This is a genomic window from Streptomyces sp. NPDC043908, from assembly GCF_056435525.1.
In genome coordinates, this window is sequence record NZ_JBWKEI010000007.1 from 269999 (window position 1) to 287401 (window position 17403).

Annotated in this window: 17 protein-coding genes; 4 read left to right on the forward strand and 13 right to left on the reverse strand. The window is 73.1% G+C overall.

The window, feature by feature from the left end; translation table 11 throughout:
• Positions 1-122: 122 nt before the first annotated feature.
• From AC069K_RS18040 to AC069K_RS18070, 7 genes are all read right to left on the reverse strand, one after another.
• A complete protein-coding gene (locus AC069K_RS18040) occupies positions 123-713 on the reverse strand; it encodes a hypothetical protein (RefSeq protein ID WP_365099516.1) in 591 nt (196 codons plus the stop codon).
• On the reverse strand, positions 713-1861 hold the full coding sequence (locus AC069K_RS18045; RefSeq protein ID WP_478617228.1) for an ROK family glucokinase: 1149 nt from the start codon (positions 1859-1861) through the stop codon (positions 713-715). Before AC069K_RS18045 ends, AC069K_RS18040 begins: the two co-directional genes overlap by 1 nt.
• Positions 1862-2042: 181 nt before the next feature.
• Positions 2043-2879, reverse strand: coding sequence for an ATP-binding cassette domain-containing protein (locus AC069K_RS18050; protein WP_365099512.1), 837 nt, complete (start codon positions 2877-2879; stop codon positions 2043-2045).
• Complete coding sequence (locus tag AC069K_RS18055) at positions 2876-3925, reverse strand: ABC transporter permease (RefSeq protein WP_365099510.1); 1050 nt, start codon at positions 3923-3925, stop codon at positions 2876-2878. Before AC069K_RS18055 ends, AC069K_RS18050 begins: the two co-directional genes overlap by 4 nt.
• Positions 3922-4935 (reverse strand): sugar ABC transporter substrate-binding protein, encoded by a 1014-nt coding sequence (locus AC069K_RS18060; RefSeq protein ID WP_478617232.1) that lies wholly within the window; start codon positions 4933-4935, stop codon positions 3922-3924. The genes AC069K_RS18055 and AC069K_RS18060 overlap by 4 nt, the downstream gene beginning before the upstream one ends.
• A 98-nt stretch (positions 4936-5033) precedes the next feature.
• A complete protein-coding gene (locus AC069K_RS18065; protein WP_478617235.1) occupies positions 5034-6050 on the reverse strand; it encodes a substrate-binding domain-containing protein in 1017 nt (338 codons plus the stop codon).
• Positions 6051-6176: 126 nt separating this feature from the next.
• Positions 6177-6896, reverse strand: coding sequence for a GntR family transcriptional regulator (locus AC069K_RS18070; RefSeq protein ID WP_365099916.1), 720 nt, complete (start codon positions 6894-6896; stop codon positions 6177-6179).
• A gap of 155 nt (positions 6897-7051) precedes the next feature.
• Here AC069K_RS18070 and AC069K_RS18075 point away from each other — a divergent pair, with 155 nt between their 5' ends.
• A complete protein-coding gene (locus AC069K_RS18075) occupies positions 7052-8050 on the forward strand; it encodes a Gfo/Idh/MocA family protein (protein WP_478617238.1) in 999 nt (332 codons plus the stop codon).
• 58 nt (positions 8051-8108) lie between these two features.
• Positions 8109-8876 (forward strand): hypothetical protein, encoded by a 768-nt coding sequence (locus AC069K_RS18080; protein WP_478617241.1) that lies wholly within the window; start codon positions 8109-8111, stop codon positions 8874-8876.
• Between the two features lie 68 nt (positions 8877-8944).
• Here the strand turns inward: AC069K_RS18080 and AC069K_RS18085 are convergent, their stop codons facing one another.
• From AC069K_RS18085 to AC069K_RS18095, 3 genes are read right to left on the reverse strand one after another with little or no spacing between them, the layout of a single operon-like run.
• Positions 8945-10126, reverse strand: a complete 1182-nt coding sequence (locus tag AC069K_RS18085; protein ID WP_478617244.1) for a cytochrome P450 family protein — start codon at positions 10124-10126, stop codon at positions 8945-8947.
• Positions 10127-10153: 27 nt separating this feature from the next.
• Entirely contained in the window at positions 10154-10837 is a 684-nt protein-coding gene (locus AC069K_RS18090; RefSeq protein ID WP_358837709.1) for a response regulator transcription factor, read from the reverse strand.
• Positions 10834-12066 carry a sensor histidine kinase gene (locus AC069K_RS18095; RefSeq protein WP_365099500.1) on the reverse strand — a complete coding sequence of 411 codons (1233 nt, stop codon included), beginning with the start codon at positions 12064-12066 and terminating at the stop codon, positions 10834-10836. The genes AC069K_RS18090 and AC069K_RS18095 overlap by 4 nt, the downstream gene beginning before the upstream one ends.
• Positions 12067-12212: 146 nt before the next feature.
• Here AC069K_RS18095 and AC069K_RS18100 point away from each other — a divergent pair, with 146 nt between their 5' ends.
• Positions 12213-12419 carry a hypothetical protein gene (locus AC069K_RS18100; protein ID WP_358836962.1) on the forward strand — a complete coding sequence of 69 codons (207 nt, stop codon included), beginning with the start codon at positions 12213-12215 and terminating at the stop codon, positions 12417-12419.
• Between the two features lie 88 nt (positions 12420-12507).
• On the opposite strand, the gene alc is transcribed toward AC069K_RS18100, so the two are convergent.
• Together alc and allB are read right to left on the reverse strand one after the other, a co-directional pair.
• A complete protein-coding gene (alc, locus tag AC069K_RS18105; RefSeq protein ID WP_478617249.1) occupies positions 12508-13623 on the reverse strand; it encodes an allantoicase in 1116 nt (371 codons plus the stop codon).
• 4 nt (positions 13624-13627) lie between these two features.
• The gene (allB, locus tag AC069K_RS18110) at positions 13628-14965 is read right to left on the reverse strand and encodes an allantoinase AllB (protein ID WP_478617252.1); all 1338 of its coding nucleotides are present in this window, start codon (positions 14963-14965) and stop codon (positions 13628-13630) included.
• Positions 14966-15316: 351 nt separating this feature from the next.
• On the opposite strand from allB, the gene AC069K_RS18115 reads away from it, so the two are divergent.
• A complete protein-coding gene (locus AC069K_RS18115) occupies positions 15317-16120 on the forward strand; it encodes an IclR family transcriptional regulator (protein WP_358836959.1) in 804 nt (267 codons plus the stop codon).
• A 606-nt stretch (positions 16121-16726) separates the two neighbouring features.
• Here AC069K_RS18115 and AC069K_RS18120 read toward each other — a convergent pair.
• A complete protein-coding gene (locus tag AC069K_RS18120; protein ID WP_478617496.1) occupies positions 16727-17401 on the reverse strand; it encodes an ABC transporter ATP-binding protein in 675 nt (224 codons plus the stop codon).
• Between the last annotated feature and the right edge of the window lie 2 nt (positions 17402-17403).

Here is a 17403-nt window from a genome sequence, read left to right on the forward strand (position 1 = left end):
TCATTATTATTAATCGCGCCCCGCTTCTCATTCTCATGTCGCGGTGACAGATATCCGTACGCCGGCCCCATGGTTTGCTGCCGGTATTTCGGCCCGGGGACGCGGCCGTGCGGGCGGGTACGTCAGGGCGTGGCCGTGGAGACGACGAAGACGACCGGGTTGTCCGGGTCGCTCTCGTCCACCGTGATGTCCTGCGTGGGCAGCGGGTCCTTCTGGGCGTGCCGGGTGCCCGCCCAGTCGTGGCCGGAGGCGAAGGTCCAGCCGACCTTCCTCGCGTCGGCGGCCCCGATCGCCACCGCACCGGGGCGCAGCGCCGCCGTGCTGCTCCCGGAGTCCTTCAGGAACTCGGCGAGGCCGGCGGCGGTGGTCCTGAAGGACACGAACAGCTTGCTGACCTTCCAGCTGTTGGTCTCGTAGTACCGCACGTCCGTGGCGTCGTCCGGGACCGGCACGTCGTAGATGCGCCGCTGGGTCTTGGACGGCCAGTCGTGCTGGAGGCCGGTCGCCGAGGCCTCGCTCTCCTTGTCGCGCCCGCTGTCGCGGCTCTGCCCGGCGGAGATGGCGAGATAGCCGGCCGGGACCCCGATGAGCAGGACGATGATCACGGCGGTGACCCAGCGGCGGCGGATCATGTGCCGGCGGTCCTCCGGCGGCCGGCTCCCGTCCGGGGGCGGCGACTGGCGCGGCACGGCGGGCCGCTCTGCGGGGGTCATCACGGCGATTCCTCGGTGGCACGGGTGGAGCCGGTCTTGCGTACGGCCTCGGCGACCTGGGCGTACCGCTCGTAGCGCTCCACCCGGCGGCGGTTGGCGCGGCGGAAGCGGCGGGCGACGAGGCGGGCCAGGTCCGCGGCGCCGACCATGCCGGCCTCGGGGCCGAGCTGCGCCTTGGCGATCCGGGCCTCGGGGCGGTAGCCGCGGCCGGTCAGATGGCGCCGGAAGGCGTCCCGGGCCGGGCCGATCAGCAGGTCGTCGGCCGCGCTGACGCCGCCGCCGACGACGAAGCAGGACGGGTCGAGGGCGGCGGCCAGGTTGGCGATGCCGACGCCGAGCCACTGGCCGATGTCCTGGAGCAGTTCGACGCACATGGCGTCGCCCTCACGGGCGAGCTCGGTGATCAGCGGCCCGGTGATGTCGGGGATGCTGCCCTTGACCCGCTCCAGGATGTTGTACGCGACCGGCGAGTCCGCGACCGCCAGTTCACGGGCCTCGCGGACCAGCGCGTTGCCCGAGCTGTACTGCTCCCAGCAGCCGCGGTTGCCGCACGGGCAGCGGTGGCCGCCGGGCACGACCTGCATGTGGCCGAACTCCCCGGCCACGCCGTACTTGCCGCGCTTGACCCGGCCGTCCTCCAGGATCGCGCCGCCGATGCCGGTGCCGAGCGTGATCATGACGAGGTGGTCCTCGCCGCGGCCCGCGCCGAAGCGCCACTCGGCCCAGGCGGCGGTGTTGGCGTCGTTGTCGACCATGACGGGGACGGCGAGCCGGGACTGGAGGGCGTCGCGCAGCGGCTCGTTGCGCCAGGCGAGGTGCGGCGCGAAGAGGATGGTGCTGCGGTCGGCGTCGACCCAGCCGGCCGCGCCGATGCCGACGGCGTGCACGTCGTGGCGGTCCGAGAGGTCGAGGACCAGCTCGGTGATGGTGTCCTCGACGACCTTGGGGCTCTTGGACTTGTCCGGCGTCTCGGTGCGGATCTGCTCCAGGATGACGCCGTCGGCGTCGACGACGCCCGCCATCACCTTGGTGCCGCCGATGTCGATGCCGACCGTGGGGACGCGGGGCGCGGTCAGGTGCGAGCGGCGCTCGCGGGTGCCGACGGTGCGCAGGACGGTGGCCCGGGCGGAGCCTCGGTAGGTGTTCATCGGGCCGCACCCCGTCGCCGAGGAAGGGGGGTGTCCACATTAGCGCGCACGACTCGGGTCGTCCCTGGTGGTCTCGGGGAGCCGGGGTGGCCGGCGGCGGACGGCGCCCGCCGTGCCCGATTCTGCCACCCCGGCCGGGACCGGACCTCGCGCGCCCGTACCGCCCCGGGCGCCCCGGGCGTCACTCGCCGCTGTCGGCGGCCCGGGCGCCCAGGTTGGGCTCGGGGGCCCGCTGGAGTTCGTGGCTGAGCTCCTCCAGCTCGCTGCCGCCCGCCATCTGGCGGGTGAGCTCGTCCAGGGTGATCTGGCTGCGCAGATGACTGCCGGTCATCGCCCCGCGCTTGAGCAGGACGAAACGGTCGCCGACGAGGTAGGCGTGGTGCGGGTTGTGCGTGATCAGGACCACGCCGAGGCCCGCGTCCCGGGCGGCCGCCACGTACTTGAGCACGACGCCGGACTGCTTGACGCCGAGCGCGGCGGTGGGCTCGTCCAGGACCAGCACCTTGGCGCCGAAGTAGACCGCCCGGGCGATCGCCACGCACTGGCGCTCGCCGCCCGACAGGGTGCCGATGGGCTGGTCCACGTCGCGCAGGTCGATGCCCATGCGCAGCAGCTCCGAGCGGGTGGTGCGGCGCATCAGGTCGACGTCGAGCCGCTTGAAGGGGCCGGCCCCCTTCGTCGGCTCGGAGCCGAGGAAGAAGTTGCGCCACACCGGCATCAGCGGGACGACCGCGAGGTCCTGGTAGACGGTGGCGATGCCCCGGCCGAGCGCCTCGCGCGGGTTGCCGAGCGAGACGTCCTCGCCCTCGATGCGGAAGGCGCCGGAGTCGTGCCGGTGCAGCCCCGCGATGATCTTGATGAGGGTGGACTTGCCGGCGCCGTTGTCCCCCAGTACGCAGGTGATCTCGCCCGCGTGGACCTCCAGCGAGACGCCTTCCAGGGCGCGGATGTTGCCGTAGTACTTACTGACGTCGTCGAGCTCCACCAGGGGGCTCTTGGTCAGGGTCGCGTCCGTCATGCCGTCGCCTCCGCCCGCTTGCGCACCCACGCGTTGAGCAGGGTGGCCAGCAGGAGCATCGCTCCCAGGAAGAACTTGAACCAGTCCGGGTTCCACTCGGCGTAGACGATGCCCTTGCTGGTCATACCGAAGATGAACGCGCCGACGGCGGAGCCGATCGCCGAGCCGTAGCCGCCGGTGATCAGACAGCCGCCGATGACGGCCGCGATGATGTAGATGAGCTCGTTGCCGACGCCCTCGCCGGACTGGACCACGTCGAACGAGAAGAGCAGGTGCTGGCCGGAGACCCAGGCGGCGAACGCCACGCCCATGTACAGGCCGATCTTGGTCTTGTAGACCGGTACGCCGACCGCGCGGGCCGCGTCGGCCTCGCCGCCGACCGCGAAGATCCAGTTGCCGAAGCGGGTGCGCAGCAGGATCCAGGTGGCGACCGCGACCAGGCCGAGCCACCACAGGATGGTGACCTTGAGGTCGACCGAGCCGACGCTCAGCTGGGAGGCGAAGACCTTCTTCGCCGAGGCGAAGCCCTCCATGTCGGCGATGGACTTGGTGGAGACGGTGCCGCTGATCAGCTTGGTGAAGCCGAGGTTGAGGCCGGTGAGCATCAGGAAGGTGCCGAGCGTGATGATGAAGCTGGGCAGTTTGGTCCGGGTCAGCATGAAGCCGTTGAAGGCGCCGAGGGCGAGCGTGGTCAGCAGCGAGACCCCGACGCCCACCCAGACGTTGGCCGTCATCTGGTAGCTGAACATCGACGACACGAGCGCCGACGTCGTCACCAGCACACCGGCCGACAGGTCGAACTCGCCGCCGATCATCAGCAGCGCCACCGGCACCGCCATGATGCCGATCGTCGACGCCGCGTACAGCACGGTCGAGAGGCTGGAGGCGCGCAGGAAGCTGTCCGCCACGACCGAGAAGAAGACGAAGACGGCGATGGCGCCGACGACCGAGCCGAGCTCCGGGCGGCCGAGCAGCCTGCGCAGCACGGACCGGTGGATCAGGCGCTCGTCCCCGGCGGCCGCGGGTGCCGGCGCGGTGGCGGTCATCGGGTCCCCCGCTTCGTGTACTTCTCCAGCTCGGCGGCGGCGTCCTTGGTGATGATCTGGGGTCCGGTCAGCACCGGAAGGCCGCCGCCGAGCACGTCGCCGTTGTACTTGTAGAGCCAGAGCAGGTCCACGGCCTCGTACCCCTGGAGGTAGGGCTGCTGGTCGACCGCGAAGCCGAGGGTGCCGTCCTTGAGCTCGGAGGCGACCTTGGCGTTCAGGTCGAAGGTGTCGACCTCGGTGGAGCTGCCGGCGGAGTTCCTGGCCTTGACGGCGGTGTCCGCGAAGGGGGCGCCGAGGGTGACCACGGAGTCGATGGACCGGTCCGCCTGGAGCTTGGCCTCGATGGAGGACTGGACGTCGGGCATGTTGGTGCCCGTGACGTAGAGGTTCTGGAGGTCGCCCTTGAAGGACTTCTTGGTGCCCGCGCAGCGCTGCTCGTGGCCCACGTTGCCCTGCTCGTGCAGGACGCAGAGCGCCTTCTTCCTGCCGCGCTTGTTGAGCTCCTCGCCGACGGCCTCGCCCGCGATGGTCTCGTCCTGGCCGATGTGGGTGAGGGCGCCGAACTCCTTGGACTTCTCCGAGCCCGAGTTCACCGTGATCACCGGGATACCGGCCTTCGCGGCCTTGGCGACGACGTCCTTCATGGCGTCCGGCTTGGCGAGGGTGACGACGATCCCGTCGACCTTCTGGTCGATGGCCGTCTGCACGAACTGCGCCTGCTGCTGTCCCTGGTCGCTGTGCGAGTACAGGAAGTCGATGTTGTCCTTCACGGCGGCCTGCTTGGCGCCGCTCTGGACGATGTCCCAGAAGGTGTCGCCGTCGCCCGAGTGGGTGATCATGGCGAACTTCCAGCGGGGGGTGTTCACCGCCGCCTTGCCCTGGGCGGCCTCCGCCTTGCGCGCGTCCTCGGCGCGCTTGCCCCCGGTGCTGCTGCATCCCACCAGGGAAGCCCCGAGCACCGCCGCCAGCACCGCGCCCACCGCGCGTACCCCTGTCCGAACCCTTGCCACGACGCCGTGCTCCTCTTGCTGTACTCCCAGGTGCGCCCGGGACTGGTGCGTGCCTGCCCCGGCCGCCCAAGTATGGGTCACATCCGGTCGGCGGCGGATCATCGGGTACCGCGAGCGGTGTACTTCTCCAGCGCCGGCACGTCCTTGCCGGTGACGACGGCGGGCCCGGTGAGGACCGGCCTGCCGCCGCCGACGACGTTGCCGTTGGTCCGGTGCAGCCACAGTTCGTCCACCGCCAGATACCCCTGGAGATACGGCTGCTGGTCGACCGCGAAGCCGATCTCCTTGGCCTTGAACTGCTTGATCACGGCGGCGTTGAGGTCGAAGGTGTCGACCTCGGCGGAGCTGCCCGCGCCGCCCTTGGCCTTGACGGCGGCGGCCGCCATCGGCGCGCCGAGCGTGACGACGGCGTCGATGGCCGATCCCCCGGAGCCGGTTTGCAGTTTCGCCTCGATGGAGGATGTCGCGGCGGGCGTGTTGGTCCCGTCGACGTTGAGGTTCTCCACCGAGCCCTTGAAGGTCTTCCTCACCCCGGCGCAGCGCTCCTCCAGCGAGACGTTGCCCTGCTCGTGGATGACGCAGACGGCCTTCTTCCTGCCGTTTGCGTTCAGCTGCTCGCCGACCGCCTCACCGGCTACGCCCTCGTCCTGCCCGATGTGGCCGAGGGCGCCGAGCTCCTTGGAGTACTGCGCGCCGGAGTTGATGGTGACGACTGGGATGCCCGCGGCGACCGCCTTCTTCACGACGTCCCGGACGGCCTCGGGCTTGGCGAGGGTGACGACGATCCCGTCGGCCTTCTGGTCGATGGCCGCCTGGACGAGCTGCGCCTGCTGCTGGCCCTCCTTGTTCGCCGAGTAGAGGAAGTCGGCGTTGTCCTTGGCCGCGGCCTGTTTCGCGCCGCTCTGGACGATGTCCCAGAAGGTGTCGCCCTCGCCCGCGTGGGTGATCATCGCGATCTTCATCCGGGGGGTGGAGACGCCCTTGCCGCCGGCCGGGGCGCCGTCGTCGGCCTTGTCCTCGGAGCTCTTGCCGCCCGAACCGCTGCATCCGGTGACCGCGAGTGCGAGGGCCGCGGCGAGCGCCGCCGCCGTGGCTGCCGTGCGGGGTATGCGCATGGGGTCCGCCTTCCGTCCCGGCCGCCGGTGTGCGGCACGTGAGTTCTAGCGGCGGGCGCTCTCAGCCGTCAATACTTTGTCCGAACATTCTTACGCGGAGATCTCGCCCGGCCCGGCCGGCCGCGCTCACGGCCGTACGAGCAGCTGGAACTCGAAGGCGTACCGCGAGGCCCGGTAGACGTGGGTGCCGTACTCCACCGCCCGCCCGGTGTCGTCGAAGGTGGTGCGCTCCATGGTCAGCAGCGGCGCGCCCGCGGTCTCGGCGAGCAGGGCGGCCTCGGCGGCGGTCGCCGCCCGCGCCCCCACCGACTGCCGGGCGCTGTGCAGGGTGATCCCCGCGCCGCGCATCAGCCGGTACAGGCCGGTGGCCTCCAGCTGCGGGGTGTCGAGCGCGAGCAGCCCGCCCGGCAGGTAGTTGCGCAGCTCGGCCATCGGCTCGCCGTGGGCGTACCGCAGCCGCTCGACCAGGTGGACCTCGTCGCCCTCGGCCACCCCGAGCGCCGCCGCGACCTGCGCGGTGGCCGGTTCCACGGTGTTGCGCAGCACCCGGGTGGCGGGCTTCTGCCCGGCCGCCTCCAGGTCGTCGTAGAGGCTGCTCAGCTCCAGCGGGCGCTTGACCTGGCTGTGCACCACCTGGGTGCCCACGCCCCTGCGGCGTACCAGCAGGCCCTTGTCGACCAGGGTCTGGATGGCCTGGCGGACGGTGGGACGGGACAGGCCGAGCCGGCCCGCGAGGTCGATCTCGTTGCCGAGGAGGCTGCCGGGCGTGAGGGTGCCGCGCTCGATGGCCGCCTCCAGCTGCTGGGAGAGCTGGAAGTAGAGCGGGACCGGGCTGGTGCGGTCCACGCCGAGCTGGAGCGGCACGGCGGGATCCGGCGCGTTTCTGGGCTGCTTGGACACGGGGTGAGCGTAGTGCTCGGGCCATGTTGACGGGAAGTCGTGAAGTCTGATTGTCAGGACAAACCCTTGACAGGGCGACCGGGTGCCGCCACCTTTTGGCCATGCGCATCGGACTCATCGGAACGGGACGTATCGGCTCCTTCCACGCGGAGGTGCTGGCCCGCCACCCCTCGGTCACCGAGCTCCTCGTCGCCGACACCGACCCCGCGCGGGCCGCCGGGGCCGCCGGGCGGACCGGGGCCGCGGCCACCACGGTCGACGGGCTCTTCGCCGCCGGGCCGGACGCGGTGGTGATCGCCTCGGCGACCGCCGCGCACGCCGGCCTGATCGCCCGCGCGGCCCGCGCCGGACTCCCCGCCTTCTGCGAGAAGCCGATCGCCCTCGACCTGACCGGCACGCTGGCGGCCCTGGACGAGGTGGAGAGCGCGGGAACGGTCCTCCAGATCGGGTTCATGCGCCGCTTCGACGCCGGATACGCGGCGGCCCGCGAGCGCGTCCGGGCGGGCGGCCTCGGACGGCTGCACACCGTACGGGCGGTCACCTCGGACCCGGCGCCGCCGCCCGCCGCGTATCTGCCCCTCTCCGGCGGCCTCTACCGGGACTGCCTGGTCCATGACTTCGACATCCTGCGGTGGGTGACCGGCCGCGAGGTGACCGAGGTGTACGCGACCGGCTCGGACGCGGGGCCCGCCATGTTCCGCGAGGCCCACGACGTCTCCACGGCCGCAGCCCTGCTCACCCTCGACGACGGCACCCTCGCCACGGCGACGGCGACCCGGTGCAACGGCGCCGGGTACGACGTACGGATGGAGCTGGCCGGGGAGCTGGACCAGATCGCCGTGGGGCTCGGCGAGCGCACTCCGCTGACCTCCGTCGAGCCGGGGGCGCCCGCGCCCGCCACCACGCCGTGGCCCGGTTTCCTGGAGCGGTTCGCGCCCGCCTACCGGGCCGAACTCGACGCCTTCGTACGGGTCGTACGGGGCGAGCTGGCGAACCCCTGCGACGGCCGCGAGGCGCTGCACGCGCTGCGCGTCGCGGAGGCGTGCGAGCGCTCCCGGCACGAGCGGCGCCCGGTGGCGCTCGCGGAGTTCACCGGCTGAGGCGCGGCCCCCCGCTCCCCCGGGGGCTTCTACCCGGGCAGCGGCGAGGGGAGGCGCGGTGCACAGGCGTTGGTGGTTCATGGGGATGCTGCGCCCGGCCGGTCCGGCGCGGCCGGCGTGGGAGCCGTCCAGGGAGGAGCAGCAGCGCGTCCTGGACGAGTGGAGGACGGCCCGCGAGCGGCTGGAACGGCTCGTCTCGGCCCGGGTGACGGCCGTCGGCGACGTGCTGCGGACGGCCGAACTCCCGGTCGGCCCGGACGCGGCGCAGAGCGCGCGGCCCGGTGGGGACGCGGACGACTACGCGTGGGTGCTCGACGCCTTCCAGGCCGCGGGCAAGCTCCTGGACGAGGCGGCCGACCTGCCGGACCTGGCCGCCGCCGCGGTCCTGGCCGAGCGCGCCCTGGTCCGGTTCGCCGCGCTGCACGCCCGCCGCGCGGGGCAGCCGGCACCGAGGCCGCCCGAGCGCTGCTACTACAACCCGCTGCACCCGGCCGCGGAGAGCGCCGGGGCGCCGGTGCGCCGGGAGCACCGCCGGCGTGCCCGGCGCCGGACCGGGCCGCGCGAGGCGGCGGCCGACCGCCGTCCCGCCTGCGCGTCCTGCCGCAAGGCGATCCTGGCGGGGCAGCCGCCGGACGTGCTGCCCGCGCTGGTCCCGGTGAAGGTGTCCCGGCGGCGCACCGCGCGGCTGCTGGTGCCGTACTACTCGGTGCCGCAGCAGTGGTCGCTGTGGTCTCTCTCGGCGTGCGGGGCGTACGGCGACGAGTGGCCCGCGCTGGTGCTGCGCGGCGAGCACCGGCGCAGGGCGGAAGCCGCCCGCACGGCGTGAGCACCGCGCCTCACGGGCCGCCACACCTCACGAACCGCCGCGCCTCACCCTTCGTACGCACGCACCGCTCACCAGCGCACCGGCAGATGGCGCACGCCCCGGATGAGCATGCCGGGCAGCCACTCCAACGGGCCAGCGTCCTCGGCGAGTCGGAGGCCGGGCGCGCGCTCCAGGAGCGTACGGACCGCGATGCGGCCCTCCATCCGGGCGAGCGGGGCACCCAGGCAGTAGTGGATGCCGTGGCCGAAGGCGAGGTGGCTCTGCGGGGTGCGGCGGATGTCGAAGCGGTCCGGGTCGGGGTGGCGGGCGGGGTCGCGTCCGGCGGAGGCGAGGCCGACCAGGACGGTCGCCCCGGCCGGGACGACCGTCCCGCCGCACTCGACGTCCTCGCGCGCGTAGCGGTACGTGGCGGTCTCCACCGGGCCGTCGTAGCGCAGCATCTCCTCGACGGCCCCGTCGATCAGGCCGTCGAAGTCGGCACGCAGGGCGGCCAGTTGCTCCGGGTGCGCGAGGAGTGCCCGCACCCCGTTGGAGATGAGGTTGACGGTGGTCTCGTGGCCCGCGACGAGCAGCAGGAAGGCCATGCCGATGAGCTCGTCCGGGGAGAGCTGGTCGCCGTCCTCGTGCCGGGTGCGGATGAGGGCGCTCAGCAGGTCGTCCGCCGGGGCGGCGGCCCGCTTGTCCTCGATGAGCCCGACCAGATAGGCGCCCATCTCCAGGGCGGAGGCGTTCGTCCCGTCGTTCTCGGTGGGGGCGACCGCCTCGTTGGAGAGCCTGCGGAAGGTCTCCCGGTCCAGGTCGGGGACGCCCAGGAGTTCGCAGATGACCGTGATCGGCAGGGGGAAGGCGAACGCGTCGACCAGGTCGGCGGTGCGGCCGGGGGCGGCCAGCATGGTGTCGAGCAGCGTGTCGGTGATCTCCTGGACGCGCGGGCGCAGCGCCTCGATCCGGCGCGAGGTGAACTCGCGCGCCACCAGCTTGCGCAGCCGGGTGTGCTGCGGCGGGTCGGAGTCCAGCATGTTGGCGCTGACCGCGGTGAACTGGCTCTCGTCGGCGACCGCCCGCCAGTCCTTGGAGAAGCGGCCGTCGGCGAGCGCGGCCCGCGCCTCGTCGTGTCCGACGATCAGCCAGACCTCGTCCATCTCGCGGGTGCGGACCCGGTGCACCGGCCCTTCCGCGCGCAGCTTCGCGTAGTACGGATACGGGTGGGCGGTGAAGTCCTCGTGGTCGCGCAGATCGATGAGCGGCATAGGTCTGTTCCCCTCCGGTGGTCCGGTTCAGCCTACGTCGCCGTCCTCGTCGAGGAGGCCCGCGTCGTGGACGAGCAGGGCGATCTGGACACGGTTGTTGAGCCCCAGCTTGGCCAGCACCCGCGAGACATGGGTCTTCACGGTGGGCACGCTGAGGAAGAGGGCGGCGGAGATCTCCGCGTTCGACTGGCCGCGGCCCACGGCGACCGCCACCTCCCTCTCCCGCTCGGCGAGTTGGCCGATCCTCGCCCGGGCCCGGGCCGCCCGGTCGCCGCCGGGCCCCTCCGGTGCGCCCGCGACCTGGTGCATCAGCTGGCGGGTGACGGCCGGGGAGAGCACCGGCTCGCCCGCCGCGACCCGGCGCACGGCGGCGACGATCTCGGCGGGCGCGGTGTCCTTCAGGACGAACCCGGCGGCGCCCGCGCGCAGCGCCCGTACCACCTGTTCGTCGGCGTGGAAGGTGGTCAGCACGATGACCTCGGGGGCGTCGGGGCGGGCGCGCAGGAGTTCGGTGGCGGCGAGTCCGTCGACGGTCGGCATCCGGATGTCCATCAGGACCACGTCCGGGCGCAGCCGGTCGGTCAGCTCCTCGACCTGGGAGCCGTCGGAGGCCTCCCCGACGATCTCCAGGTCCTCGGAGCCGCCGAACATGAAGGTGAGTCCCGCGCGGACGAGGGGGTCGTCGTCGACGACGAGCAGCCGGATGGTCATGAGGGCCACGGTAGCCAGGCGCGGACCTCGAACCCGCCACCGGGGACGGGCCCGTGCTCCAGCCGGCCGCCCGCGAGCGTGGCGCGTTCGGTCAGCCCGATGAGGCCCTGCCCCGACCCGGGCACCTCGGGCACGTCCCCGACGGGGGCGGGGTTGCGCACCTCGATGCCGAGCCCGTCGCCCGGGCGGCCGGTGACGGTCACGGTGACCTCGGCGCCGGGGGCATGTTTGCGGGCGTTGGTGAGGGCCTCCTGGGCGATGCGGTAGGCGTTGCGCCCGGTGGCCGCGGGGACGGTCTCCGGGTCCCCGATCCGGCTGTCCAGGGTGACCTTCATTCCGGCCTCGCGGGACTCGGCGACCAGCGCGTCCAGGGTGGCCAGCGTCGGCTGGGGCCGGTCCTCGGCGCCCTCGTCGGGGCTGCGCAGCACCCCGATGATCTGGCGCAGGTCCTGGAGGGCCTCGTGGGCGCTGTCGCGGATGACCCCGGCGGCACGGGCGACCTCGGCCGGGGGCGCGTCCGGGCGGAACTCCAGGGCGCCCGCGTGCACGCTGAGCAGGGTGAGCCGGTGGGCCAGTACGTCGTGCATCTCGCGGGCGATGGCCTCGCGGGCGAGCCGCTGGGCGTGCTCGGCCCGCAGCGCGGCCTCCCGCTCGGCGCGTACGGCCCGCTCGCGGAGCGCGACCACCAGCTGGCGCCTGGCCCGGACGAGCATGCCCCAGCCCATGGCGAGCAGGACCATCAGCGTGCCCATGATGGCGTTGGCGAGCAGGCCGGTGCTCGGGTCGGGGCGCAGGACGGGCTGCACCCACGAGGTGACCAGGGCCGCGGCGCCGACGGTGGCGACGGCCGGCTTGAGGGGCCGGTGCACGGCGATGCCGAAGAGGGCGACCAGCACCGCGCCGGCGGCGACCGGGGCGACCAGGGTGACGACGACGAGCACCCAGGCGAGCTGGACGGGCCAGCGCCGGCGCAGCCAGAGCGCGCAGCAGGCGAGGGCTCCCGCCAGCTGGTCGGCGGCCTGGAGGGTCTCGGAGTAGTCGGCGGCCTGGCTCATGGCGTCGGCGGCGAGCATGCCGATGGCGGCGGCGCAGAGGAAGGCGCAGGTGTCGACGATCCAGTCCCGTACGGTACGGCGCGGCCGGTTGCGGCCCGGCCGGTCGCCGGGGAGTTCGGGAGCGACGACGGCGGATGGCAGCAGCCAGCGGTATTCGGGCCCAGCGGGTGTCATGTCACCCAAGCTACGCAGGTCAGGGGCGGCGTGGCGGGTTCCGGGCGGGGTGCGCTACCAAAGTCGTACGGTCCGAGACTTTCGCCGCGCGGGCCGAGCCCGAAGGCGGACGCGGGGGCCGGTGCGCGCGGGCCAGGCTCGGGGGCATGAAGAGATTCTTGGAAGTCACCGGGTTCGTGCTGCTGGTCCAGGGGGCCGGCGGGCTGCTGCACGAGTGGACCGGCTGGTTCGGGAAGTGGAGCGTGCTGCACCGGGCGGATTTCCTGGCCGGGCACGAGATCTTCGCGGGCGTGGTGGTGGCCGTCCTCGGCGCGGCCCTGCTGGTCGCCTCGGACAGCGCGCCGCGGGACTAGGGCGTGTTGCGAAGGCCCGGCCCGTGGCTTGTATCGCGGGGCGCTCCGGTGCTGTCGGCCGGAGCGCCCCGCGCGGGGGCGGGTGTCGTCAGCCGCCCAGCTCCTGGTGGCGGGCGTTCAGCCGCGCCGCGCCGTCGCTCGTGAGCGAGCCGAACAGGCGCAGCCGGGAGATGCCGCCGTCGGGGAAGATGTCGACGCGTACATGCGTGGCCGGCGCGGGGGCGTCGAGCACGAACCGGTGGTTGGTGTCGGGCTGGAGACGGGTGCGGGGCAGGATCTCGCGCCACTCGCCCGACGCGCCGTCGCGGACCGAGAGCGCCGCCCAGCCCGCCGAGTTGCCCTTGAGGTAGGCGGTGTCGATCTCGACCGCGCGGATCTCGGACCGCGCCGCCAGGTGGTAGCGGATCCAGTCGTTGCCCTTGTCGCGGCGGCGGCGGGTCTCCCAGCCGTCGTCCATCTTGTGGGAGCGGCCGGGCTGGATGGTGTTGGTGGCGGGCGAGTAGAAGCGGTCGGAGGCGTCCTCGACCTGGCAGCCGTTCTCCAGGGCCGCGAGGTCGAAGGTGCCGAGGGCCTGGAGCCACGCCGGGTCCGGGGCGACCTCGCCGTACACGCGCAGCCGGGCGATGCCGCCGTCGGGGTGCTGGTTGACACGCAGGTGCGTGAAGCGCTGCTCGACGTCGACGGCGAAGCCGTTGGCCGCGTGGCCGCCGACCGCGGTACGGGGCACGAGCGTCACCCACTTCACGTCGTCCGCGAGCAGCTCCTCGGGCGAGGGCGAGCCCGCGACCGAGGTGGCCTCGACGGAGACGGCCTGCGGGTAGTTGCCGCGGAAGTGCGCGGTGTCGACGACGATGCCGCGCACCACGCCCGGGGCGCCCAGGCGCACCAGGGCCCAGTCGTGGTCGTCCTCGGTGGGGTGCGGCACGGCGGCCGAGACACCGCGGCGGCGGCGGGTCTCCCAGCCGTCCATGATCTTGCCCTTGTGGCCGAAGTGCTCGGGGTCGAACTCGGCGGCGGCGGGCTTGAGGAGGTTCTCGCGCTCGGCGAAGAACTCGTCGTTGGCGGCGATGACGCCCGCGCCGAGCCGCCGGTCGGCGAGGTCCGCGTAGTGCGTGAAGGGGAAGTCGGCGGTGCGGTAGTCCGCGTACGGGTCACCGCCGCCGTAGGGGTCGGCGTCACCGGTGAAGGAGGGTATGGCGCTCACGGTCTCAGTGGTTCCTTTCGAGCAGGCGGCCGGTGGGCCCGGTGAGGGTGCCGTCCTCCTGGACGCGCTTCCCGCGCAGCCAGGTCGACTTGACGACACCGTGCAGGGCCTTGCCCGCGTAGGCGGTGACGCGGTTGCGGTGCTGGAGCTCCGCCGGATCGACGGTGAAGGTCGCGTCCGGGGCGAGGACGGCGAAGTCGGCGTCGCGGCCGGCCTCGATGGCGCCCTTGCGCTCCAGGCCGACGAGTCCCGCGGTGGCGGACGACATCCAGCGGACCACGTCGTCGAGGGTGTGGCCGCGCCTGCGGGCCTCCGTCCAGACGGCGGACAGGCTCAGCTGGAGGCCGGAGATCCCGCCCCAGGCGGTGGCGAAGTCCTCGGTCTTGAGGTCGGCGGTGGACGGCGAGTGGTCGGTGACGACGCAGTCGATCGTGCCGTCGGCGAGCGCCGCCCAGAGCAGGTCCTGGTTGGCGGCCTCACGGATCGGCGGGCAGCACTTGAACTCGCTGGCGCCGTCCGGGACTTCCTCGGCGGTGAGGGTGAGGTAGTGCGGGCAGGTCTCGACGGTGAGCCGGACGCCCTCGCGCTTGGCGGCGGCGATCGCGGGCAGCGCGTCGCAGGAGGACAGGTGCAGGATGTGCACCCGCGCCCCGACCCGCCTGGCGGCGGCGATCAGCGACTCGATGGCGGTGTTCTCGGAGACCCGGGGGCGGCTGGCCAGGTAGTCGGCGTACCGGGGGCCGGGCCGCTGCGGCGCCGCGGCCAGCTCGTGCGGGTCCTCGGCGTGCACGATCAGCAGCCCGTCGAAGCCCGCGATCTCGGCGAGCGACCGGTCGAGTTGGTCCTGGTCGAGCTCGGGGAACTCCTCCACTCCGGAGGGGGAGAGGAACGCCTTGAAGCCGAAGACGCCGGCGTCGTGGAGCGGGCGCAGGTCCTTGACGTTGTCGGGCAGGGCGCCGCCCCAGAAGCCGACGTCCACGTGCGCCTTGGAGCGGGCGACCTCCTGCTTGACGCGCAGGTTCGCCACCGTGGTGGTGGGCGGCAGCGAGTTGAGCGGCATGTCCACCAGGGTGGTGATGCCGCCCGCGGCGGCGGCCCGGGTGGCGGTCCAGAAGCCCTCCCACTCGGTGCGGCCCGGGTCGTTCACGTGCACATGGCAGTCGACGAGGCCCGGCAGCAGCACGTCGTCGCCGAGGTCCTCCAGGCGCGCCCCGGCCGGCACCTCGGCGTCGTACGGCAGCACGGCGGCGATGACCTCGCCGGCCACGGCGACCGAGGCCGGGCGGGTGCCGTCGGGCGTGATGACGCGCGACGAGCGCAGTACCAGGTTGACGTCGGACACCCGAGCCCTCACTTCCGCGATGGATGCACGTCCGCGGCGGTGTGGGGCTCCGCGGAGTGCGACGAGCAAATTCAACGAACTGTTGAAGGAGCCTTCACGCCGGAGTCTTCCCGCCGATCAGGGAGCCGTCAAGGGTGTCCGGGGTCCGGTGGCGGCCGAGGGCGTGGGTCTTGGAGGTTTCCACAGAATGGAATTAGACTTTCACTTCCCAGAATGTAGCTATCGCCACGGGGTGCCCCACCGGACCGGACAAACCCACGCTGACCGGCAGGGACTCCCTACGTACGCACTGTACGGCGAGAAACACACAGGTAGGCTGCTGCCTCGCCTGCCAGCCGAAAGGACCGCGCCGTGCCGACGTCCAGCGCCAGCACCACCGACGCCTCCAAGCCATCCGCCGCGAGCGGTGGCGTCCAGTCCCTCGAGCGCGCCTTCGACCTTCTGGAGCGGATGGCCGACGCGGGGGGTGAAGTGGGCCTCAGCGAGCTCTCCGCCAGCAGCGGTCTGCCGCTGCCGACCATCCACCGTCTGATGCGCACGCTGGTGGCCTGCGGTTACGTACGCCAGCAGGCCAACCGGCGGTACGCGCTCGGCCCCCGTCTGATCCGCCTCGGCGAGTCCGCGGCGCGGCTGCTCGGCACCTGGGCGCGGCCGTATCTGGCCCGGCTGGTCGAGGAGACCGGCGAGACGGCGAACATGGCGCTGCTCGACGGGGACGAGATCGTGTACGTGGCGCAGGTGCCCTCCAAGCACTCGATGCGGATGTTCACGGAGGTGGGGCGGCGGGTGCTGCCCCACTCCACGGGCGTGGGCAAGGCACTCCTCGCGCACACCCCGCCGGAGGAGGTGCGGGCGCTGCTCGCGCGTACGGGGATGCCCGCGGCGACGGAGAAGACCATCACCACGCCGGAGGGTTTCCTCGACGCGCTGGAGCAGGTGCGGCAGGCGGGGTACGCGGTCGACGACAACGAGCAGGAGATAGGAGTCCGCTGCCTCGCGGTGTCGGTGCCGAACTCCCCCACGGCGGCGGCGATCTCCATCTCGGGCCCGGCGGGCCGGGTCACGGAGACGGCGACGGAACGGATCGTCCCGATCCTCCAGGGGATCGCGGAGGAACTGTCGGCGGCGCTGGCGAACACAGCGGGCCAGGCCTGAGTTCGGGCGGCGGTTCTCCGGCCGCGGGTGGTGTGCGGCCGACCGCGCGGTTCCCCGCGCCCCTGAGGGGTGCGGCCACGTACGCCCGGCAGACCGGGGGACGCCTTCCTTCGCTGCGGGCCGTGGGTGGCCGGCCGCGCAGTTCCCCGCGCCCCTGAACGCCTGCGGCCGGATCTTCGGCTGCGGATGGTGAGTGGCCGGTCGCGCAGTTCCCCGCGCCCCTGAACGCCTGGGGCCGGATCTTCGGGTGCGGGTGGTGGGTGGCTGGGCGCGCAGTTCCTCGCGCCCCTGAGGGGGTCCGCCGTGTCCGGGAATCTGGCTCCGCCCCGTGTCTTCAGGGGCGCGGGGAACTGCGCGACCAGCCCACCGCCGGGCCGCAGACGAAGTCCGAGCCCTGAAGGGGCGCGGGGAACTGCGCGAGCGACCCACCACCACCCGCAGCCGACGTCCCGGCCCGACAAGGGGCGCGGGGAACTGCGCGACCAGCCCACCACCGGGCCGCAGACGAAGTCCGAGCCCTGAAGGGGCGCGGGGAACTGCGCGAGCGACCCACCACCGGCCCGCAGACGAACACCCGGCCAAACAACCGCCCCCCGGGACCGCCCCTCAGCCACGCAACCTCCCATCCCCCATCCCCACCACCCGATCCACCCGCCCCAAAAGCCCCGCATCATGCGTGACCAGCACCGTCGCCGTGCCCCGCTCGCGGGTGAGGCGGACCAGGAGGTCCAGTACCGACGCGCCCCGCGCGTGGTCGAGCGCGCTGGTCGGCTCGTCCACCAGCAGCACCGCCGGCTCGTTCATCAGCGCCCGCGCGATGTTCACCCGCTGGCGCTCACCCCCGGACAGCTGGTGCGGACGCCGGTCCGCCCGATCCGCGAGACCCACCGCGTCCAGGAGCGACCGCGCCCGCTCCCGCGCCGCCCCGGGACGGCGGCCCGCCAGATGCGCCATCACCTGCACCTGCTCGGCCGCCGTCAGCGACGGCAGCAGGTTCGGCTGCTGGAAGACGATCCCGACGTGCGAGCGCCGCAGCGCCGCCCGCTCGGCGGCGTTCAGCGACCCCGTATCGGCCCCGGCGACCACCACCCGCCCGCGGTCGGGCGTGATCAGCGTCGCCGCCACGGCGAGCAGGCTGGACTTGCCCGAGCCGGACGGCCCGACGCACGCCGTCACCGTCCCGGCCGGTACGGCCAGGGACACCTCGTCCAGGGCGGTGAGCCGCCCCTCCCCGTCCGGGTACGTCAGTGTCACGGCGTCCAGGACCAGCGGCGCCTTCATCG